Here is a 17,161-nt window from a genome sequence, read left to right on the forward strand (position 1 = left end):
CCCGCCCCTGAACAAGGGAATACCCTTGAATCAACTGCAGGCACAATTAATTTGCAATGCAAATTAATTGCATTGCAAAGATAATCGAGGCATGTCCTTTGCCTCTGCTCCGCCCCGCGCCCGTCTCGGCTTTCTCATGGTCACCCTGGTACGCCAGTGGCGCCGCCAGGTCGAGGAGCAACTGCTGGCCGACGGCCTGACCGATGCCACCTGGGCACCGCTGATCCACCTGCGCGCCTGGGGCGACGGCGTCACGCAAAAGGAACTGGCCGAGCGCGTGGGACTGGACGGCTCCAGCCTGGTGCGCCTGCTCGATATTCTGGAAGGCCACGGCTGGGTGGAACGCCGCGCCGACCCCGGCGACCGGCGCAGCAAGCGCATCTTCCTGACGGATGAAGGCAACGGCGCCGTGGACCGCGTGCGCGCCACCATGCTGCAGGCCGAGCTGGCCATGCTGCAGGACCTGGACGATGCCGAGGTCGAGGCCATACTGGCCGGCATGGCCAAGATCCAGGCGCGCATGGCCGCGCTGCGCACTGAAGGCGCGCCATGAGCGCCCTCCACGATGCCTATGGCCGCCTGCTGCAGGCCTCGGTCCGCTGGGGCTTCGACCCCGTGCGCCTGCGCCAGCATCTGCGCACGGCCTTTGCCGCCTGCCTGGCGCTGCTGGCTGCCTGGCAGCTGGAGCTGGAGCATCCGCAGTGGGCTGCCATGGCCACCTGGGCCGCGTCCCAGCCGCTGCGCGGGCAACTGCTCGAAAAAAGCTTTTTCCGGGTCGCAGGCACCGTGGCCGGCACGGCCGTGGGCGTGGGCCTGGTGCTGCTGGCCCAGGGAAACCTGCTGTGGCTGGTGCTGGGCCTGGCCGTGTGGCTGGGCCTGTGCGCGGGCGTGGGCAATCTGCAGCGCAGCTTCGTGGCCTACGGCACCATGCTGTCCGGGTATTCGGCGGCCATGGTCGCGCTGCTGGACTTCGCCCATCCCGACCAGGTCTTCGCCCTGGGCTGGGACCGGCTGTTCACGGCGCTGACCGGCGTGTTCGCAGCCCTGCTCGTGGGCTGGCTGTTCACGCCCAAGGGCAGCGGCATTCCCGGCAATGCCGAGGTGCGCCAGCTGTTCGCGCAACTCCTGCGCGATCTGGCCGGCAGCCTGCAGGCGCGCGGCCGTTCGTCCCTGGGCTCGCAGGAGATCGCCGCCCGCCTGCTGGCCATGGCGGTGATCGAGGAGGGGCTGGACCCGCACGCCGCCGGTTCGCAGCGCTCGCGCGAGGCCGTGCACGCGCTGCGCCGGCTCATGAATGCCCAGATCTCGGCCCTGCTGTGGCTGCGCGATGCACCGTCACAGGAGCCGCCTGCGGCCTTTGGCGAGGCGCAGGCCCTGGCCGCCGCGCAGGCGCTGCGCGAAGCCGCCCTGGCGCTGGAGACCCGCGTGCAGTTGCACGAGGCCGCGGCGGCCCTGGTGCGCGCACGCGAGGCCGCCGTGGCCTGGCCCGGCGCAGCCGACATGCTGGCCCCGATGGGCTTTGCGCTGCAGGCCCACCTGGCCGCCACCCATGACGTGGCCCTGCCGCCCGGCCACCGCGCCCGCCAATGGCCCGTGGTGCTGCACAGCGACTGGCTGGGCGCGCGCCGCGCCATGCTGCGTGCCAGCGCGGCCATCGCCATCGTGGGCCTGCTGTGGGTGGTGACGGGCTGGAGCGGCGGTGCCTACATGCTGCTGGGCATGTCCATCATGCTGACCGTGTTCTCGGGCTTCGAGAACCCGTCGGCCACCATGCGCCATGTGACCCTGGGCCAGGCCATGGGCGTGCTGGTGGCCCTGGCCTGCCAGTGGCTGGTCTGGCCGTTCGCCGGCAGCCAGGCGGGCCTGGTGTGGCTGATGCTGCCCTTTGTCTACGTGGGCGCACTGCTGTTCTCGCACCAGCGCACCGCGCTCTCGGGCTATGACTGCAACATGGTGCTGCTGCTCCTGCTGCAGCCCCACTACCCGCAGACGGCCAGCTTCGGCCATGCGCTGGCCCTGGGGCTGGCCGTGGTGTCCGGGCCGCTGGCCGGCTGGGCGGCCTACCGCTTCATCCTGCCGGTCACGCTGCAGGGCCGGCTGCAAAGCCTGCGCTCCATGATGGTCCACGAGCTGCAGGACATGGCCGCCACGCCCGGCCATGCGCGCGATGGCCGCATTTGGCGCGCCCGCCTGTACCACCGGCTGCTGCGCCTGGTGCGCATGTCGGAGCAGGCCGGAGGGCAGCTGGGTGCGCAGGCAGCGGAGTGCGGCCTGGCCGCACTGCATGTGGGCCGCGCCATCCAGGCGCTTCATCAACTGTCCGGGGAAGCGGCCCTGGGCGACGGCACCGCCCGCGCCGTACGCGCCGCGCTGCTGCGCCTGCAGCGGCTGCAGCAGGCGCCCGGCCAGTGCCCGCCGCTTTTGCGCGCGCTGGCGCAGCGCGTGGCCGAACGCCATCCCGACCAGGCGCGCCAGCTGCGCCATGCCGCGCATGAGATCGCGCAGCATGAAGCCTTCTTCCGCAACGCCGGCTGAAGCACGGACCCATGCCAGAATGAACGGCTAAGGTCGGCCAAGGCCGGCAGCGCCCCACGCTCCCTGTCCCCTTGTTGCAAGGAAAGCATCCATGTCGTGGAGCGACACCACCATCACCTCACAGCGCCTGGCGCTGCGCCCCTTCACTGCCGCCGATGCCGATGAGGCCTTTGCCTGCATCACGCCCACGCTGACGCGCTACCTGTCCTTCGAGCCGGCGTCGATGCCTGCCGAGTTCGAGGCGGTCTGGCGCGGATGGCTGCAGGAGATCGCGGCCGGCACGGACTTCAACTTCACGCTGCGCGAGCGCACGTCAGGCCGATTCACCGGCCTGCTGGGCCTGCACCGCGCGCGCGACGCCGAGCCCGAACTCGGGATCTGGATACGCGAGGACGTGCATGGCCAGGGCTACGGCCGCGAAGCCGTGGCCGCGCTGGCAGCATGGGCCCGAGCGACCTTTGCGCCACAGTCCTTGCGCTATCCGGTGGCCGAGCCCAATACCGCCAGCCGGCGCATTGCCCAGGGGCTGGGTGGCGTGGAGGTTGAGCGCCAGAGCCTTTCAAAGTACGTGCTCGTCGTCTACCGCATACCAGGGGTCGCCACGTCGAGCGTTGCCGCCCCATGAAAACAAAGGCCGTCCCACGCGAGTGGGACGGCCTAGTCCATGGGGCAGATGCCTGTCTTACACCGCCGCGATCGACACGGCCTTGGCGACCAGGTAGGCCTCCAGCGCCTCGGGGCCGCCCTCGGAGCCATAGCCCGAATCCTTGACACCGCCGAACGGCATCTCGGCCGAAGCCACGGCAGGCTGGTTGATCCACAGCATGCCGGTCTCGACCTGCTGGGCCAGCTGGTGGGCCGTCTTGATGGAGCGCGTAAACGCATAGGCCGCCAGGCCGTAGGACAGGCGGTTGGCCTCGGCAATGGCCTCGCCCAGATCGTCAAAGCCGCGGATGGCGGCCACGGGGCCGAAGGGCTCCTGGTTGAAGATCTCGGCGCTCAGCGGCACGTCGCCCAGCACCGTGGGAGCGAAGAAGTTGCCCGCGCCGCCCAGCGAGGCACCGCCCGTGAGCAGCTTGGCGCCCTGCTTTTGCGCATCCTCGATCAGATGGGACAAGGCCGTGACGCGGCGCGGATTGGCCAGCGGGCCCATCTGCGTGCCCTGTGCCAGGCCATCGCCGACCTTGAGGCCTTCGGCATGGGCGACCATGGCGCGCGTGAATTCCTCGCGCACGCTGTTGTGCACCAGAAAGCGCGTGGGCGAGATGCAGACCTGGCCCGCGTTGCGGAACTTGGACGCGCCTGCGGCCTTCACGGCCAGGGCCACGTCGGCATCCTCGGCCACGATGACCGGCGCGTGGCCGCCCAGCTCCATGGTCGAGCGCTTCATGTGCTGGCCGGCCAGCGCCGCCAGCTGCTTGCCCACTGCGGTGGAGCCGGTGAACGTGACCTTGCGGATCACGGGATGGGCGATCAGGTAGGAGGAAATCTGGGCCGGATCACCGAACACCAGGCCCACCACGCCGGCCGGCACGCCGGCATCGACAAAGCACTTGAACAGGGCTGCGGGCGCAGCCGGCGTTTCCTCGGGCGCCTTGCACAGGAAGGAGCAGCCCGTGGCCAGCGCCGCGCCGATCTTGCGCACGATCTGGTTGACGGGGAAGTTCCAGGGCGTGAAGGCGGCCACGGGGCCCACGGGCTCCTTGATCACCAGCTGCTGCACCTCGGGGCGGCGCGAGGGCACGATGCGGCCGTACACGCGCAGCGCCTCGTCGGCAAACCATTCGATGATGCCCACGCCGGCCAGGATTTCGCCCTTGGCCTCGGCCACGGGCTTGCCCTGCTCCTGCGTCAGGAGCGCGGCGATCTCGTCGGCGCGCTCCTTGAGCAGGGCGGCGGCACGGCGCATGGCGGCGCCGCGCTCATGGGCCGAGACATTGCGCCAGACCTCGAAACCGCGGTGCGCTGCGGCCAGCGCACGGTCCAGGTCGGCCACGTCGGCATGGGCCACATGGCCGATGACTTCGCCGCTGGCCGGGTTGCGCACGGGAATCTTCCTGCCGCTGGCGGCGTCCTGCCATTGGCCGTCGATCAGGAGTTGGGTGTCGGAGTAGGAATGGCTCATGCTGGATCAGATCCTTGGTAGATGACAGGGGGCAGATGTGTGGTGCAGGCACGGTCCTCGCAGTGTCCGCACCCGGCTGCCGCTGCAGCGCAGCGACCATTCTAGGAAGCGCCGGACGGCGGTGCCGTCACCGGGCTGTCACGCACACAACACCTAAAATGCCCGGGTTTCGCAATATCCACCAATCCGTTGAGAGGGAGCTCATGACCGATCTTTTCGACACCACTGCGCGCAGGGGTTTGCGCAGCGTCGCGCTGGCGCTCGCCTTGGCAGGCAGCCTGGGGCTGGCATGGGGGCAGGAGGGCGCCGCCGATGTGCCTCAGTTCATCCCTCGCATGAGCGTGGACTCGCGCGTCCAGCCGCAGGATACGCCTCGGGAGTTCCTGGCTTCACGCAGCCAGGCTGCAGCCACCGAGGTCACGCCGCTGCGCGTGGAGCTGGGCGCATGGAAGGAATACCGCGCCGCATCGGCACCGGCAGGCGGCGCAATGCAGGTGGGCGCCCAGCGGTTGAGTGCACAAACGGCCACGGTGGACGCACTGGCATCGCAACTGCAATGGAGCACCACCGCCTCCGGCGCACACGTGGCAGCCGTCAGCGTGCGCTCGGAAGGCGCCTATGGCATACGCCTGGGCGTGGAAATGAACCAGTTGCCCGGCAACGCGCTGCTGCGCGTCTATGCGCAGCAAAACCGCGCAGGCGCCTACGAGATTGCCGGCCAGCGCATTCTGCAGGTTCTGCAGGCCAACCTGGACGCGGGCGACACAGGCACCGACGGCCGCACCTGGTGGACTCCCGACACGGGCGGCGACGAGGTGACGCTGGAGATCGAACTGCCCCCGGGCGTCCCGGCCGAGACGCTGCGCATCGCCATCCCGCGTGTGATGCATGTGCATGAGAACCTCTCGCTGCCGCTGGAAGGCGAGATGCAGTTCTCGGCACAGCTCAACGAATCCCTGCCCTGCCAACTGGATTCCACCTGCTACGACGCATACAGCTCGCAACGCAACGCCGTGGCCCGCATGCTCTACATCAAGGATGGGATGGGCTATGTCTGCTCGGGCACCCTGCTCAACGACACGGCGAGCTCCGGCACCCCCTACTTCGTCACGGCCAACCATTGCATCAGCAGCCAGACCGTGGCTTCTACGCTGGAGACCTCGTGGTTCTATCGCACGCCCTCGTGCAACAGCCGCACGCTGTCATCCGGGAACAAGGTTCTGCGCAACGGCGCAACCTTGCTCTACGCAACGGCAACCTATGACGGTGCCCTGATGCGCCTCAACGACACGCCTCCCGCTGGCGCAGTCTTCTCCGGCTGGACCACGCAGACGCTGACGAGCGGTGCCAGCGTCGTGGGCATACACCATCCCCGTGGCGACCTGCAAAAGATCAGCTTCGGCACGGTCTATGGCTCGGTCGCATGCGAGCCGTCGAGTGAAGGCACGATGCTTTGCTCCAACGACAGCAAGGGCAACGGCGGCTTCAACCTTGTGACCTGGAACCAGGGGCTGACGCAGCCGGGCAGCAGTGGCTCGGGCCTGTTCCTGCAGGGTCGGCTGGCAGGCACGCTCTATGGGGGTGACGACCAAACCTGCTCTGCATCTGGCGGCACCTCGATCTACGGGCGCTTCGACCTGCTGTACTCCGCCCTCCAGAAATGGCTGGCAGCCAGTGCGACCACGGCGCGCAGCCCTGTATACCGCTTCTACAACGCGCATACGGGCGCCCACTTCTACACAGGCAGCGTTGCCGAGCGCGATTACGTGATCGCCAAGCTCCCGGAGTTTCAATACGAGAACGTGGCTTTCTATGCCTCTGCCCAGCCCCAGCAAGACCTGAGCCCCGTCTTTCGCTTCTACAACCAGGATTCGGGAGCGCACTACTACACCATCAGTGAAAGCGTTCGCGACTACGTCCACCAGACCTTTGCCCGTTTCATCTACGAAGGCCCGACCTGGTACGCACAAAAGAATGCCGTCGCAGGCAGCGTGCCCGTCTACCAGTTCTACAACCTGGACTCCGGAGCCCACTTCTATACAGCCAACGCCAGCGAACGCGACTATGTGATCGCCACCTTTGCCCGCTTCCGCAACGAAGGCATCGCCTATTACGTCTGGCCATCGCAATAAGCCCAGCACTGCCCGGCCCGGCGCACTGCACCGCAGTGCGCCCCCAAGAAGAAGGCCCCGCACTGCGGGGCCTTCTTCTTGGAGCAACAGCCGTCACCCCACCAGCACCAGCCCAGGCGGCAGGCTATCCCCAAAGCTGCGCTTCGCATCCTGGGCGTCCATCTGCTGGACCTGTTCCACCAGGTCGATCCAGCGCTGCGGCGCACCGGCGCCGCGCAACCGCTCCAGCACCAGGGAGCGCTGGGCATCGGACAGGTCCAGCGCACGGTCGCCCGTCATGCGGGCCATCTGCACGGCGGCGAACATGGCGGTTTCATTGCGGCGCCAGTCCTGGGCCAGGGTGGCGTCCAGGAACTCCTGCGCAGCCTCGGGCGGCATGACGCGGTGGGCGTTGGCCGCCAGCGGCATGCGCGCGGCCAGCCGGCCTATGGCCCACCAGGTCTGCACGGATTCACCAGGGTGCTTCAGCCGCTGCAGCATCCACTGGCCCATTTCCTGGCGGTACTGCCAGGGCACGGCCTCCATGGCGGCGAACAGGCGCAGCATGTCGTCGTAGCTGCCATGGGCGGACTTGCCCTGGCTGCGCTGCGTGGTCTGCTGCACGGCCTTTTGCATGTGGCCGGCAACCTCTTCCAGCAGCTCCATCTGCCGGGCCTCATCCAGGCCCGCGGCCACGCGGCGCCAGAAGACCCACCATTCGGTGCGGTTGGCCGCCTCGCCGCCATGGCCCAGGCCCTGGCCATGCAGTTGCCAGACCTGCTGCATGCGCCAGCCGTCCAGCTCGGCGCCTACGCCGGGGCGCAGGCACCAGCCTGCCAGGTTCAGCCAGACGCGCTCGTGCTCGGCCGTGCGGCGGCGGCGCCTGGCCCGGGCCAGCAGGGCGTCGAACAGTGCGCGCAGCATCGGCAGGTCCCAGTCCTCGCGCGGGCCCAGCCGTCGCTCCAGCGACTGGCGCAGCTGGCGGACATCCTTGGCAGTCACCTCCTGCGCCTGGCTGCCGAAGATGCGCTCGATCAGGGCCACGGCGTCGGCCAGCCGGCCCTGCCGGGCAGAACGATCGCCGGTGTCCTGCCCATCTGCGGCCAGCGCACCGCGCACGCTGAACGGCAGCAGCCACTGGCGCTGCGCATCGTCGGCGGCCACGCAGCGCACCTCCAGCGTGCCGACCTCGGTCATGCAGGCCTGCAGTTGCACCTCGACCTGGGCCTTGTCCCGGCCCTCGGGCGCAGGCAGCACGGTGGACAGGGCGGGCAGCTCGACCCAGCCCTCGCCGTCGAGCGCCGCGATGCGGCCGGCCTGCGCAGGCGCCGCCGCCAGGCTGTTGGCCACCAGGGAAAAGCGCACGGCCTGGCCCAGGCGCAGCGCAAAGCGCCGGCCGGAGAGCACGATGCGCACGCCCTCTTCCGTGCCGCGCGGCAGCAGGCAGATGCCCTGTGGTGCGGCACCCGCCTTCTCGGGCAGGACCAGCCAGTAGCTGCGCGGCGAGCCACCGCCGATGCGCGGTACCGGGGCGGGCACCATCCGGGCCTCCTCCGATTCCGGCAGATCCTCAGGCGGACGGCTCTGGACATGCATGGCCAGGCCATGCGCCGCCGCGCCGCGTGCCACGGCCCAGTCGGGATGCGGGTTATGCAGCAGGCGCAGCGGCTGGCCGCGCCAGGCCTGCAGTTGCGCCACCAGCCGCTGGGCCAGCGCATGGGCGTGGAAGACGCCGCCATTGAGCAGGACCGCATCGGGCAGCTCCCCAGCCGCGTGCTGCGCGAGGAACTGCGCCAGGTGCCGCGTGATCGCCGCATCGGCAGGATAGGGCAGGCCCAGGCCGCGCAAAGCGCCCTGGCGCCGGGTGGGCAGATCCTGCAGGCCGGCCAGCGGCATGAAGCCTTCGACCACGGCCTCGCGCACCTCATCGCGGCGCAGCGTGGCCGTGCGCGTCTGCGCCAGCAGCTTCGATCCGCTGCCCAGCAGGGTCACGGCCACGGACTCGGGCGCATCGTCGGCCAGCAACTGTTCCTTGGCCATGCGGCAGCGCTGCACCAGCTGCGCGAAGCGTGCGGCGGGCAGGCGCTCGCCGGGCGGGGCGAACTGCGGCTCCAGCCGATGGGCCAGCGCCAGGTCCATGTTGTCGCCGCCCAGCATCAGGTGCTCGCCCACGGCCGTGCGTGTCAGCACGGGCAGGCCTCCAGCGTCACCGGGCTGCACGCGGATCAGGGTCAGGTCGGTGGTGCCGCCGCCCACATCCACCACCAGCGCCAGGCGGCAGTGCGCCAGCTCGGCCGCCAGATGCTCGCCCTGCAGCACCAGCCAGTCGTGGAAGGCGGCCTTGGGTTCCTCCAGCAATTGCACCGCAGGCAGGCCGGCCAGCTGCGCGGCCTCCAGCGTGAGTGCGCGCGCGCCTTCGTCGAACGAGGCCGGCACGGTCAGCACGACCAGCTGGTCCCGCAGCAGCGCGCCGGGGTGGGCGCGGTCCCAGGCCTGGCGCACATGGTCCAGGTAGCTGGCCGAGGCCTGCAGCGGAGACAGCCGGGCCACCTCTTCGGGCGCGCCCCAGGGCAGGATGGCCGCCGTGCGGTCCACGCCCGCATGCGAGAGCCAGCTCTTGGCGCTGGCCACCAGGCGCGACGGCACGGCCGCGCCCAGGTCACGCGCCCAGCGGCCATTGACGGCGGGCGCCTGCGCATCCGCGCCCAGCGCCGGCCAGGGCTGCTCCCAGGCATCGCCCAGTTCGCCGGGCGCCGCCTGGTAGCGCGCCGAGGGCAGCAGCACCTGGGCCGCGACCTCGCTGGCCGAGACGCGCTGCGCCACGGGCAGCAAGGCGATGTCGGCCGCCGTGCCGCCCACGGGCACATGCGCCACCACGGTGTGGCTGGTGCCCAGGTCGATGCCCACGATGTGGGCTGCACCGGACACGGGAGCGGGGGCGGAAGATTCGGAGGCGGCGGTATCAGGCATATCGGCAGTCAATACATGGCACGGTGCGCGGCCCGGACCGGGCCTGCCGCCCAGGGGCGGGCTACGCTACATCGGCCCGCACGTCGAACTCCACCTTCCAGCGTTCTTCGCCACCCACGGGCACGGCGTTGAGCTCCAGCGTGCCGATGTCGGTCACCCGCGCATGCAGGGTGACGGGCACGATCTCGCCGGGCGCACGGCCTTCGGCGGGCAGGTGGGCCTCGATTTCCTGCAGCTCGACCAGTTCCTCTGGGCCCCAGAAGTCCAGAACGGTGCCGACCTGGTCGGCGCGGCGCACGGAGGAGCCGAAAAAGCGCAGCCGCACGGGCTCGCCCACGACCAGGCCGAATTCCTGGGTGTCCAGCGCCACCTCGGTGCCCTCTTCCATGCCGAAGGGCGCCAGGCACAGGGCCGAGATGGGCGGCTCCATGCCGGGGATTGCGGGCATGTTGCTTTCCACGCCCACGTAATAGCTCTGCGCCGTGCCGCCACGGATGCGCACGCCACGGCCCGCAGCCGCCACATGGCCGAAGTAGGCGGCGCCGCGCGCCACGGCCAGGTCCAGGTTGGCGCCATCCAGCAGGCGCGCGGGTTGCGCGCCCTCGCCGGCCAGCCAGCCGTTGACGACTTCCAGGATGCGCTGCTCGATCTGCGGCGCCTTGAGCACGCCGCCGTTGAACAGGATGGCCGAGGGATGCAGGAAGGACGCGCCCTCGGGCTGCGTGCCCTTGAGGCCTTCGATCTGCTCGGTGGCGCCGGCCTGGCGCGAGAGGAAGGCCGCCAGGTGGCGCGTGACGGCCGCATCCTGCGCATACGGCAGGCCCAGCTGGGTCAGCGCGGCGCGCGCGCGGGTCTGGGGTTTGTCGGAGACGGCTGCGCGCGGGAAGAAGCCTTCCACCAGCATCTGCAGCACCTCGTCACGCGTGACCTCGGTGCGGATGCTGCCGCCGATGAGCTTGCTGCCCCGGCTGGGCACGACCACGGGCACGGACTGCAGCGAGGCGTCGGCCAGCAACTGCTCCTTGGCCTGGCGGCAGCCATGGGCCAGGGCGCGGGTCTGCCAGGCGTCGAGCTGCTTGCCCTCCTGGGCCAGCTTGCGCGCCACGCCGTAGGCCAGGGCCAGGTCCATGTTGTCGCCGCCCAGCAGGATGTGCTCGCCCACGGCCACGCGCTGCAGCTCCAGGCCGCCGTCCTTTTCCAGCACGGCGATCAGCGACAGGTCGGTGGTGCCGCCGCCCACGTCCACGACGAGGATGATCTCGCCGCTTTGCACCTGCTTGCGCCACTGGCCGCCGCTGGCATGGATCCAGCTGTACAGCGCAGCCTGGGGTTCCTCCAGCAGCGTGAGCTTCTGGAAGCCCGCCGCGCGGCAGGCCTCGGCCGTCAGCTCGCGCGCGGCCGGGTCGAACGAGGCGGGAATGGTCACCGTCACATCCTGGGCGTCGAACGGCGCCTCGGGATGGGCCTGCTCCCAGGCCCAGCGCAGGTGCGACAGGTAGCGGATGGAGGCGGTCAGGGGCGAGACGCGGTGCACCTCCTCGGGCGCATCGGCCGGCAGCAGGGGCGAGCGGCGGTCCACGCCCGGATGGCACAGCCAGCTCTTGGCGCTGGAGACCAGCCGGATCGGCGTGGCCGCGCCGCGCGATCGCGCGAACTCGCCCACCACGAAGTCCTGGCTGGCGCCCCAGGGCAGGGCCATGTCGGCCGCAGTCAGCTCGCTTTCATGCGGCAGGTAGAGGAAGGACGGCAGCAGCGGGCGCGCCTCCACGCTGGAGGGGCCGGTGAGCTGGGGAATGTCCAGCACGCCCTGCTCCACCTTCTCGCCATCGCTGGCCTGGCGGTCCACATAGGAGAGCGCGCAATGCGTGGTGCCCAGGTCGATGCCGATGCTGTAGCGCGCCTGGGAGGATTGACGGGACTGGTCCATGCTCACAGCTCCACCTCGGCCTGGGCCACGATGGCGGCAGCCTTGTGATCGGTGAGCTGGGGCAGGCGGACATCGTCCACGCGCCAGCCGCGGTGGCCCAGCGTGCCCGTGAAGGTTGCCTGGCCGATCACGTTGCCCGTCAGGCGCACGGCGGCGGCATCAAAGCCCGCGGCCAGCGTGACGCGGCTGCCTTCGGCCTCGGCACGCACGGGGGCGATGCTGAAATGCTCGCGCAGCACCTTGCGGCAGCCTTCGTGCACCACGCGCGCTGCGGCGCCGATCTCGGCGTCGGCATAGCCGGCCACGTCTTCCTGCACGAAGTCCACAAAGCGCGCCTCGCGCTGCAGCAGGCCCAGCAGCTGCAGGGCGGCGGTGCCAGCGGGTGCGGCCGGCTCCACGATGGTCTTTTCGACGATCTTCTCGACCGGCACCTCGACACGCTTTTCAACCACTTTCTCGACCACCTTCTCGACAGGCACCTCGACGCGGATCTCGACGATCCGGTCCACGGGCACCTCCACGCGCACCTCCTTGGGTGCGGGCGGCGGCACGTCGGCGGCCAGCGGCTCGCCGTCGCGCAGGCGGGACACATCGGCGGCCAGGCGGCCGTTGCCGAGGATGGCGAAGAAACTGCCGATCGCGATGGCGATGCGGCTCAGGAACGAGGGGGGAGTCTTGGAATTCATGGGCTTCTCTTGGCGAGAGGACCCTGCCGGGCCGATCGCCGCGCAGCAGGGCAACCGGGCGCCGATGGTCCTCCACCGGGCGCCCGCAGGGTCCGTGATGTTACCCAAAGCAACGAAGCCCCGTCCTGTACACGGCCCCATGCCCCCGTGCGCGAATGGCCTCGCGGCATAATCGCGGCTGCTCCTGCCCCTGTCCATGGCCCATACACGCCTTTTCCGCCACGCCCCGACCCGCTGCACCGCCTTGCGCGCGCAGCGGCCGCAGCGCGTGCACGGCGTGCCCACGGCCTTCATCAGCCTGTGCGGCTTCACGGCCCTGCTTTCCGCCGCCGTGCGGAAAGCCTGAGGTCCACCCCCAGCTTCCCGCACGGCCCCCGCAGCGAATCCCGCATGCGAAGCGCATGCCAGGAGCTGCCGGCCCACGCCCCGCATCTCCCTGGCCTGCACGCCTTTTCGGCCGCGCCGCCGCATGGCGCAGCCGCCTTGACCCCGGAGCCGATGATGGACATGGAACTCTCCCAAAACTTTCTGCGTGCCAAAAGCCCCTGCGCGGCGGGCTTTCGCTGGTTCGTGCGCAACCGCCATGACGGCAACGACTACCAGCGCGTGCTCGATGCCCTGGTGGGCGATGGCCGCGTCGAGGACGCGCGCTGGCTCATGAACCAGTTCGGACCCACCGACGCCGTGCTGGAGGTCGATCACCTGGAGGCCGATGCCCTGGTCTTCGCGGGCAGCGTCGTCGTGCATGGCGAGCTGCGCGTGCCCGGCCTGCTGGCCGTGGGCCGCACGCTGCAGGCCGGCGCCGGCATCCACGCCGGCCGCATCGAGGCCGGCCAGGACCTGCACAGCGGCGGCGCCATCTTCTGCAGCGGCCCGCTGCAGGCCGGCGGCCTGGTCAAGGCCGCCTGGAGCGTGGACGTGCACGAGGAACTGCGCGCCGAAGACGTGCGCGCCGGCTGGGAGCTGCGCTGCGGCGCCGACCTGCGCCTGGCCGGCGGCGCCCAGGCCGGCCAGGACATCGAGGTGCAGGGCGCCATCCGCTGCGGCAAGGGCCTGCGCGCGGGCGGCAGCATCCGCGCCAGCGGCCTGATCGAGCTGGGCCACGGCCTTTACGCTGGCGCCGACGTGGAAGGCGGCAGCCACATCGAGGTGGACTGGGGCATGCGCGCGCTGGGCGACATCCGTGCGGCCTGCAGCATCCGCGCGGGCGAGACCCTGCACGCAGAAGGCGAGATCGCGGCCGGCCCCGGCTACGGCATCTATGCGGGCATGAACGTGCAGCAGGATGCCTGGCCGTCCTGTGCCTGGGTGCATGCGGTGCAGCGCCCGCCGGCACTGCTCAGCGGATGGTGGGAGGAAGCCGCAGCACCGGCCTGATGCCCGCAGGGACACGCCGGCCTGCGCCCCCGCAGCGCAGCGCCGCGATGCAAAATACCCGCTTCGCCGCCGCCCGGGCGGCTCCAAGGAATCCCACATCGTGTTCACCGGCATCATCCAGGCCGTGGCAAGCATTGCCGCGCTGCGCGACCAGAACGGCCTGCGCACCTTCACCCTCGACTTTCCCGAAGGCTTCTGCCAGGACCTGGCCATCGGCGCCAGCGTCTCCACCGACGGCGTGTGCCTGACGGTGACGGAGATCCTCTCGCCCACGCGCGCCACGTTCGATGTGATGCTGCAAAGCCTGAACATCACCACGCTGGGCGGCTATGTCGTGGGCGGGCGCGTCAATGTGGAGCGCGCGGCAAAGGATGGCGCCGAGATCGGCGGCCATCCGCTGTCGGGCCATGTGGATTTCACCTCGCCCGTGCTGGAAGTGGCCTCCAGCGACACCAACCACCGCATCCGCTTCGGCATTCCCGAGGGCTTTCGCCACTACGTGTTCGCCAAGGGCTACATCGCCATCAACGGCGCCAGCCTCACGGTGTCCGAGGTGGACCGCCAGGCAGGCTGGTTCGAGGTCTGGCTGATCCCCGAGACGCGCCGCATGACCGTGTTCGAGTCCAAGGGCGTGGGCGACCTGCTCAATGTGGAGATCGACCGCAGCACACAGGTCGTGGTGGACACCGTGCGCGAGACCGTGCAGCAAAGCCTGGGCCGCCTGCAGCCCGTGCTAGAAGCCCTGCTCAAGGAAAAAGGCCTGAGCCTGGACGACTTCATCGAAGTCCCCAAGCTGCCCGGCTGACTACCTTCGTCGTTCAACGCCCCGCCGCCAGCGGCGGATTGAAGCGCCGCAGGCGCAGCGCATTGCTGAGCACGAAGACGCTGGACAGCGCCATGGCCCCGGCCGCGAACACGGGCGACAGCAGCGTGCCGTTGACGGGGTACAGCAGCCCGGCGGCCACGGGGATCAGGGCCACGTTGTAGGCAAAGGCCCAGAACAGGTTCTGGCGGATATTGGCCATGGTGGCCTTGGACAGCGCAATCGCATTGGGCACACCGCCCAGGTCGCCCGACATCAGCACCACGTCGGCCGCCTCGATGGCGATGTCCGTGCCCGTGCCGATGGCCAGGCCCACATCGGCCTCGGCCAGGGCCGGCGCGTCGTTGATGCCGTCGCCCACATAGGCCAGCGTGCCGTGTTCGGCCTTCAGGCGCTTGACGGCATCGACCTTGCCGCCGGGCAGCACCTCGGCCACCACCTCGTCGATGCCCAGCTGCCGCGCAATGGCCTCGGCCGTGCGGCGGTTGTCGCCGGTGATCATGGCCACCTTCAGGCCCAGGGCGTGCAGGGCGGCAATGGCGGCCGGCGTGCTGTCCTTGATGGGATCGGCCACGGCGATCATGGCGGCCAGGCGACCGTCCACCGCGGCATACAGCGGCGTCTTGCCTTCGTCGCCCAGGCGCGCGGCCTCGTCTGCCAGCGTGTCCACCTGCAGGCCCAATTCGCGCATGAAGCGGTCGGCACCGATCTCCACGCGCACGCCGTCCACCTGGGCGCGCACGCCAAAGCCTGTCACCGATTCAAAGCGATCAACAGCACCCAGCGGCAGATCCTCGGCCTTGGCAGCATCCACGATGGCGCGTGCAATCGGGTGCTCGGAGCGGTCTTCCACGGCCGCCACCAGCGCCAGCACGCGGCTGCGCTCGCCCTCGAAGCCCGGGGCCAGCACCAGGTCGGTCAGCTCGGGGCGGCCGCGCGTCAGCGTGCCGGTCTTGTCCACGGCCACCACGCGGGCGTCCTTGAGGGTCTGCAGGGCCTCGCCCTTGCGCAGCAGCACGCCCATCTGCGCGGCCCGGCCCGTGCCCACCATGATGGAGGTGGGCGTGGCCAGGCCCATGGCGCAGGGGCAGGCGATGATGAGCACGGCCACGGCATTGACCAGCGCAAAGCTCAGTGCGGGCGACGGCCCCCAGGCCAGCCAGGCGCCGAAGGTCAGCAGGGCCACGGCCATCACGGCCGGCACGAACCACATGGTGACCTGGTCCACCAGCGCCTGTATGGGCAGCTTGGAGCCCTGGGCCTGCTCGACCATGCGGATGATCTGCGCCAGCAGCGTGTCCGCGCCCACCTTGGTGGCGCGAAAGGCCAGAGCGCCGTTCTGGTTCACCGTGCCGCCGACCAGTTCGGCACCCGGGGTTTTCTCGACCGGCACGGGCTCGCCGCTGATCATGGATTCATCGACGAAGCTGCTGCCCTCGATGACCTCGCCATCGACGGGAATGCGCTCGCCGGGCCGCACCTCGATGGTGTCGCCCGCACGCACGGCGGCGATGTCCACTTCCTGCACGGCGCCGTCCTTGCGCACGCGCGCCGTCTTGGCCTGCAGTCGCACCAGGCGGCGGATGGCCTCCGAGGTATTGCCCTTGGCGCGCGCCTCCATGAAGCGGCCCAGCAGGATCAGCGCCACGATCACGGCCGCCGCCTCGTAATACACATTCACCGTGCCGGCCGGCAGCCACTGCGGCACGAAGGTGGCCACCAGCGAATAGGCAAACGCCGCCGAGGTGCCCACGGCCACCAGCGAATTCATGTCGGGCGCGCCGCGCAGCAGCGCGGGAATGCCCTTCTGGAAAAAGCGCAGGCCCGGCCCGAACAGCACGATGGCCGACAGCAGGCACTGCAGATACCAGCTGTTCTGGGTGCCGATGGCCTGCCCCACCCAGTGGTGGAAGGCCGGCACCATGTGGCCGCCCATCTCCAGCACGAACACCGGCAGCGCGAACACCGTGGCCACGACCAGCGAGCGCTTGAGCGAGGCCCGCTCGCGCGCCTGGCGCTGCTCCGTGCCGTCTTCGGCCGGCGACTGCGCAGCGCCGCCTTCACTGGCCGGGTTCGCGCTGGCGCCCAGCGGACGCGCTTCGTAGCCTGCCTTCTGTACCGCAGCCACCAGGGCCGCCATGTCCACGCTGCCAGCCAGCGTCACCACTGCACGTTCGGTGGCCAGGTTCACGCTGGCCGATTGCACGCCCTCCACCTTTTTCAGCGCCCGCTCCACGCGGCCCACGCAGGAGGCGCAGGTCATGCCCTCCACCTCCAGTTCCACGCTGGACTGGGGCACCTCGTAGCCGGCCTTCTCGATGGCGGAAATGGCGGCCGGCAGATCGGCCGCGCCCTCGAAGCGGATGCTGGCCTTTTCGGTGGCCAGGTTGACCACGGCTTCCTGCACGCCGGGCAGCTTCTTGAGCGCGCGTTCCACACGCCCCACGCAGGAGGCGCAGGTCATGCCCTGAACGGGCAGGTCTATGGCCATGCCGGCCTTGGTCGATGCATTCATTGCCTGACTCCTTTGTTCTCGCATGCAGGCACTTTAGAGATTGCCACCATGTCAAGGTCAAGCCCCCTGCAAGGCGATTTCATCGCCGTGTC

12 protein-coding genes are annotated in these 17,161 nt (G+C 69.9%); 7 read left to right on the forward strand and 5 right to left on the reverse strand.

The window, feature by feature from the left end:
* Positions 1–91: 91 nt before the first annotated feature.
* From A4F85_RS27190 to A4F85_RS27200, 3 genes are all read left to right on the forward strand, one after another.
* Positions 92–553: a MarR family winged helix-turn-helix transcriptional regulator gene (locus tag A4F85_RS27190; protein WP_063328363.1), complete on the forward strand. Its 462-nt coding sequence runs from the start codon at positions 92–94 to the stop codon at positions 551–553.
* On the forward strand, positions 550–2,535 hold the full coding sequence (locus tag A4F85_RS27195) for an FUSC family protein (RefSeq protein ID WP_063328364.1): 1,986 nt from the start codon (positions 550–552) through the stop codon (positions 2,533–2,535). The genes A4F85_RS27190 and A4F85_RS27195 overlap by 4 nt, the downstream gene beginning before the upstream one ends.
* 91 nt (positions 2,536–2,626) lie before the next feature.
* Positions 2,627–3,160 carry a GNAT family N-acetyltransferase gene (locus A4F85_RS27200; protein WP_063328365.1) on the forward strand — a complete coding sequence of 178 codons (534 nt, stop codon included), beginning with the start codon at positions 2,627–2,629 and terminating at the stop codon, positions 3,158–3,160.
* Between the two features lie 57 nt (positions 3,161–3,217).
* On the opposite strand, the gene A4F85_RS27205 is transcribed toward A4F85_RS27200, so the two are convergent.
* Complete coding sequence (locus A4F85_RS27205; protein WP_063328366.1) at positions 3,218–4,660, reverse strand: NAD-dependent succinate-semialdehyde dehydrogenase; 1,443 nt, start codon at positions 4,658–4,660, stop codon at positions 3,218–3,220.
* A gap of 203 nt (positions 4,661–4,863) precedes the next feature.
* Between A4F85_RS27205 and A4F85_RS27210 the strand changes: the two genes are divergently transcribed.
* Complete coding sequence (locus A4F85_RS27210; protein ID WP_063328367.1) at positions 4,864–6,792, forward strand: trypsin-like peptidase domain-containing protein; 1,929 nt, start codon at positions 4,864–4,866, stop codon at positions 6,790–6,792.
* Positions 6,793–6,885: 93 nt separating this feature from the next.
* On the opposite strand, the gene A4F85_RS27215 is transcribed toward A4F85_RS27210, so the two are convergent.
* From A4F85_RS27215 to A4F85_RS27225, 3 genes are all read right to left on the reverse strand, one after another.
* Positions 6,886–9,741, reverse strand: a complete 2,856-nt coding sequence (locus tag A4F85_RS27215) for an Hsp70 family protein (RefSeq protein WP_063328368.1) — start codon at positions 9,739–9,741, stop codon at positions 6,886–6,888.
* Between the two features lie 61 nt (positions 9,742–9,802).
* Entirely contained in the window at positions 9,803–11,668 is a 1,866-nt protein-coding gene (locus tag A4F85_RS27220; protein ID WP_063328369.1) for an Hsp70 family protein, read from the reverse strand.
* A gap of 2 nt (positions 11,669–11,670) precedes the next feature.
* Positions 11,671–12,354 (reverse strand): DUF2760 domain-containing protein, encoded by a 684-nt coding sequence (locus tag A4F85_RS27225; RefSeq protein WP_063328370.1) that lies wholly within the window; start codon positions 12,352–12,354, stop codon positions 11,671–11,673.
* A gap of 196 nt (positions 12,355–12,550) precedes the next feature.
* On the opposite strand from A4F85_RS27225, the gene A4F85_RS30940 reads away from it, so the two are divergent.
* From A4F85_RS30940 to A4F85_RS27235, 3 genes are all read left to right on the forward strand, one after another.
* Positions 12,551–12,700 carry a hypothetical protein gene (locus A4F85_RS30940; RefSeq protein ID WP_013800628.1) on the forward strand — a complete coding sequence of 50 codons (150 nt, stop codon included), beginning with the start codon at positions 12,551–12,553 and terminating at the stop codon, positions 12,698–12,700.
* Positions 12,701–12,855: 155 nt separating this feature from the next.
* The gene (locus tag A4F85_RS27230) at positions 12,856–13,731 is read left to right on the forward strand and encodes a hypothetical protein (RefSeq protein ID WP_063328614.1); all 876 of its coding nucleotides are present in this window, start codon (positions 12,856–12,858) and stop codon (positions 13,729–13,731) included.
* Between the two features lie 100 nt (positions 13,732–13,831).
* Positions 13,832–14,536 carry a riboflavin synthase gene (locus A4F85_RS27235; RefSeq protein WP_063328371.1) on the forward strand — a complete coding sequence of 235 codons (705 nt, stop codon included), beginning with the start codon at positions 13,832–13,834 and terminating at the stop codon, positions 14,534–14,536.
* Positions 14,537–14,549: 13 nt separating this feature from the next.
* On the opposite strand, the gene A4F85_RS27240 is transcribed toward A4F85_RS27235, so the two are convergent.
* The gene (locus A4F85_RS27240; RefSeq protein WP_063328372.1) at positions 14,550–17,069 is read right to left on the reverse strand and encodes a heavy metal translocating P-type ATPase; all 2,520 of its coding nucleotides are present in this window, start codon (positions 17,067–17,069) and stop codon (positions 14,550–14,552) included.
* Positions 17,070–17,161: the final 92 nt, after the last annotated feature.

It is taken from the genome of Delftia sp. GW456-R20 (genome assembly GCF_001622915.1).
GTDB lineage: Bacteria > Pseudomonadota > Gammaproteobacteria > Burkholderiales > Burkholderiaceae_C > Comamonas > Comamonas acidovorans.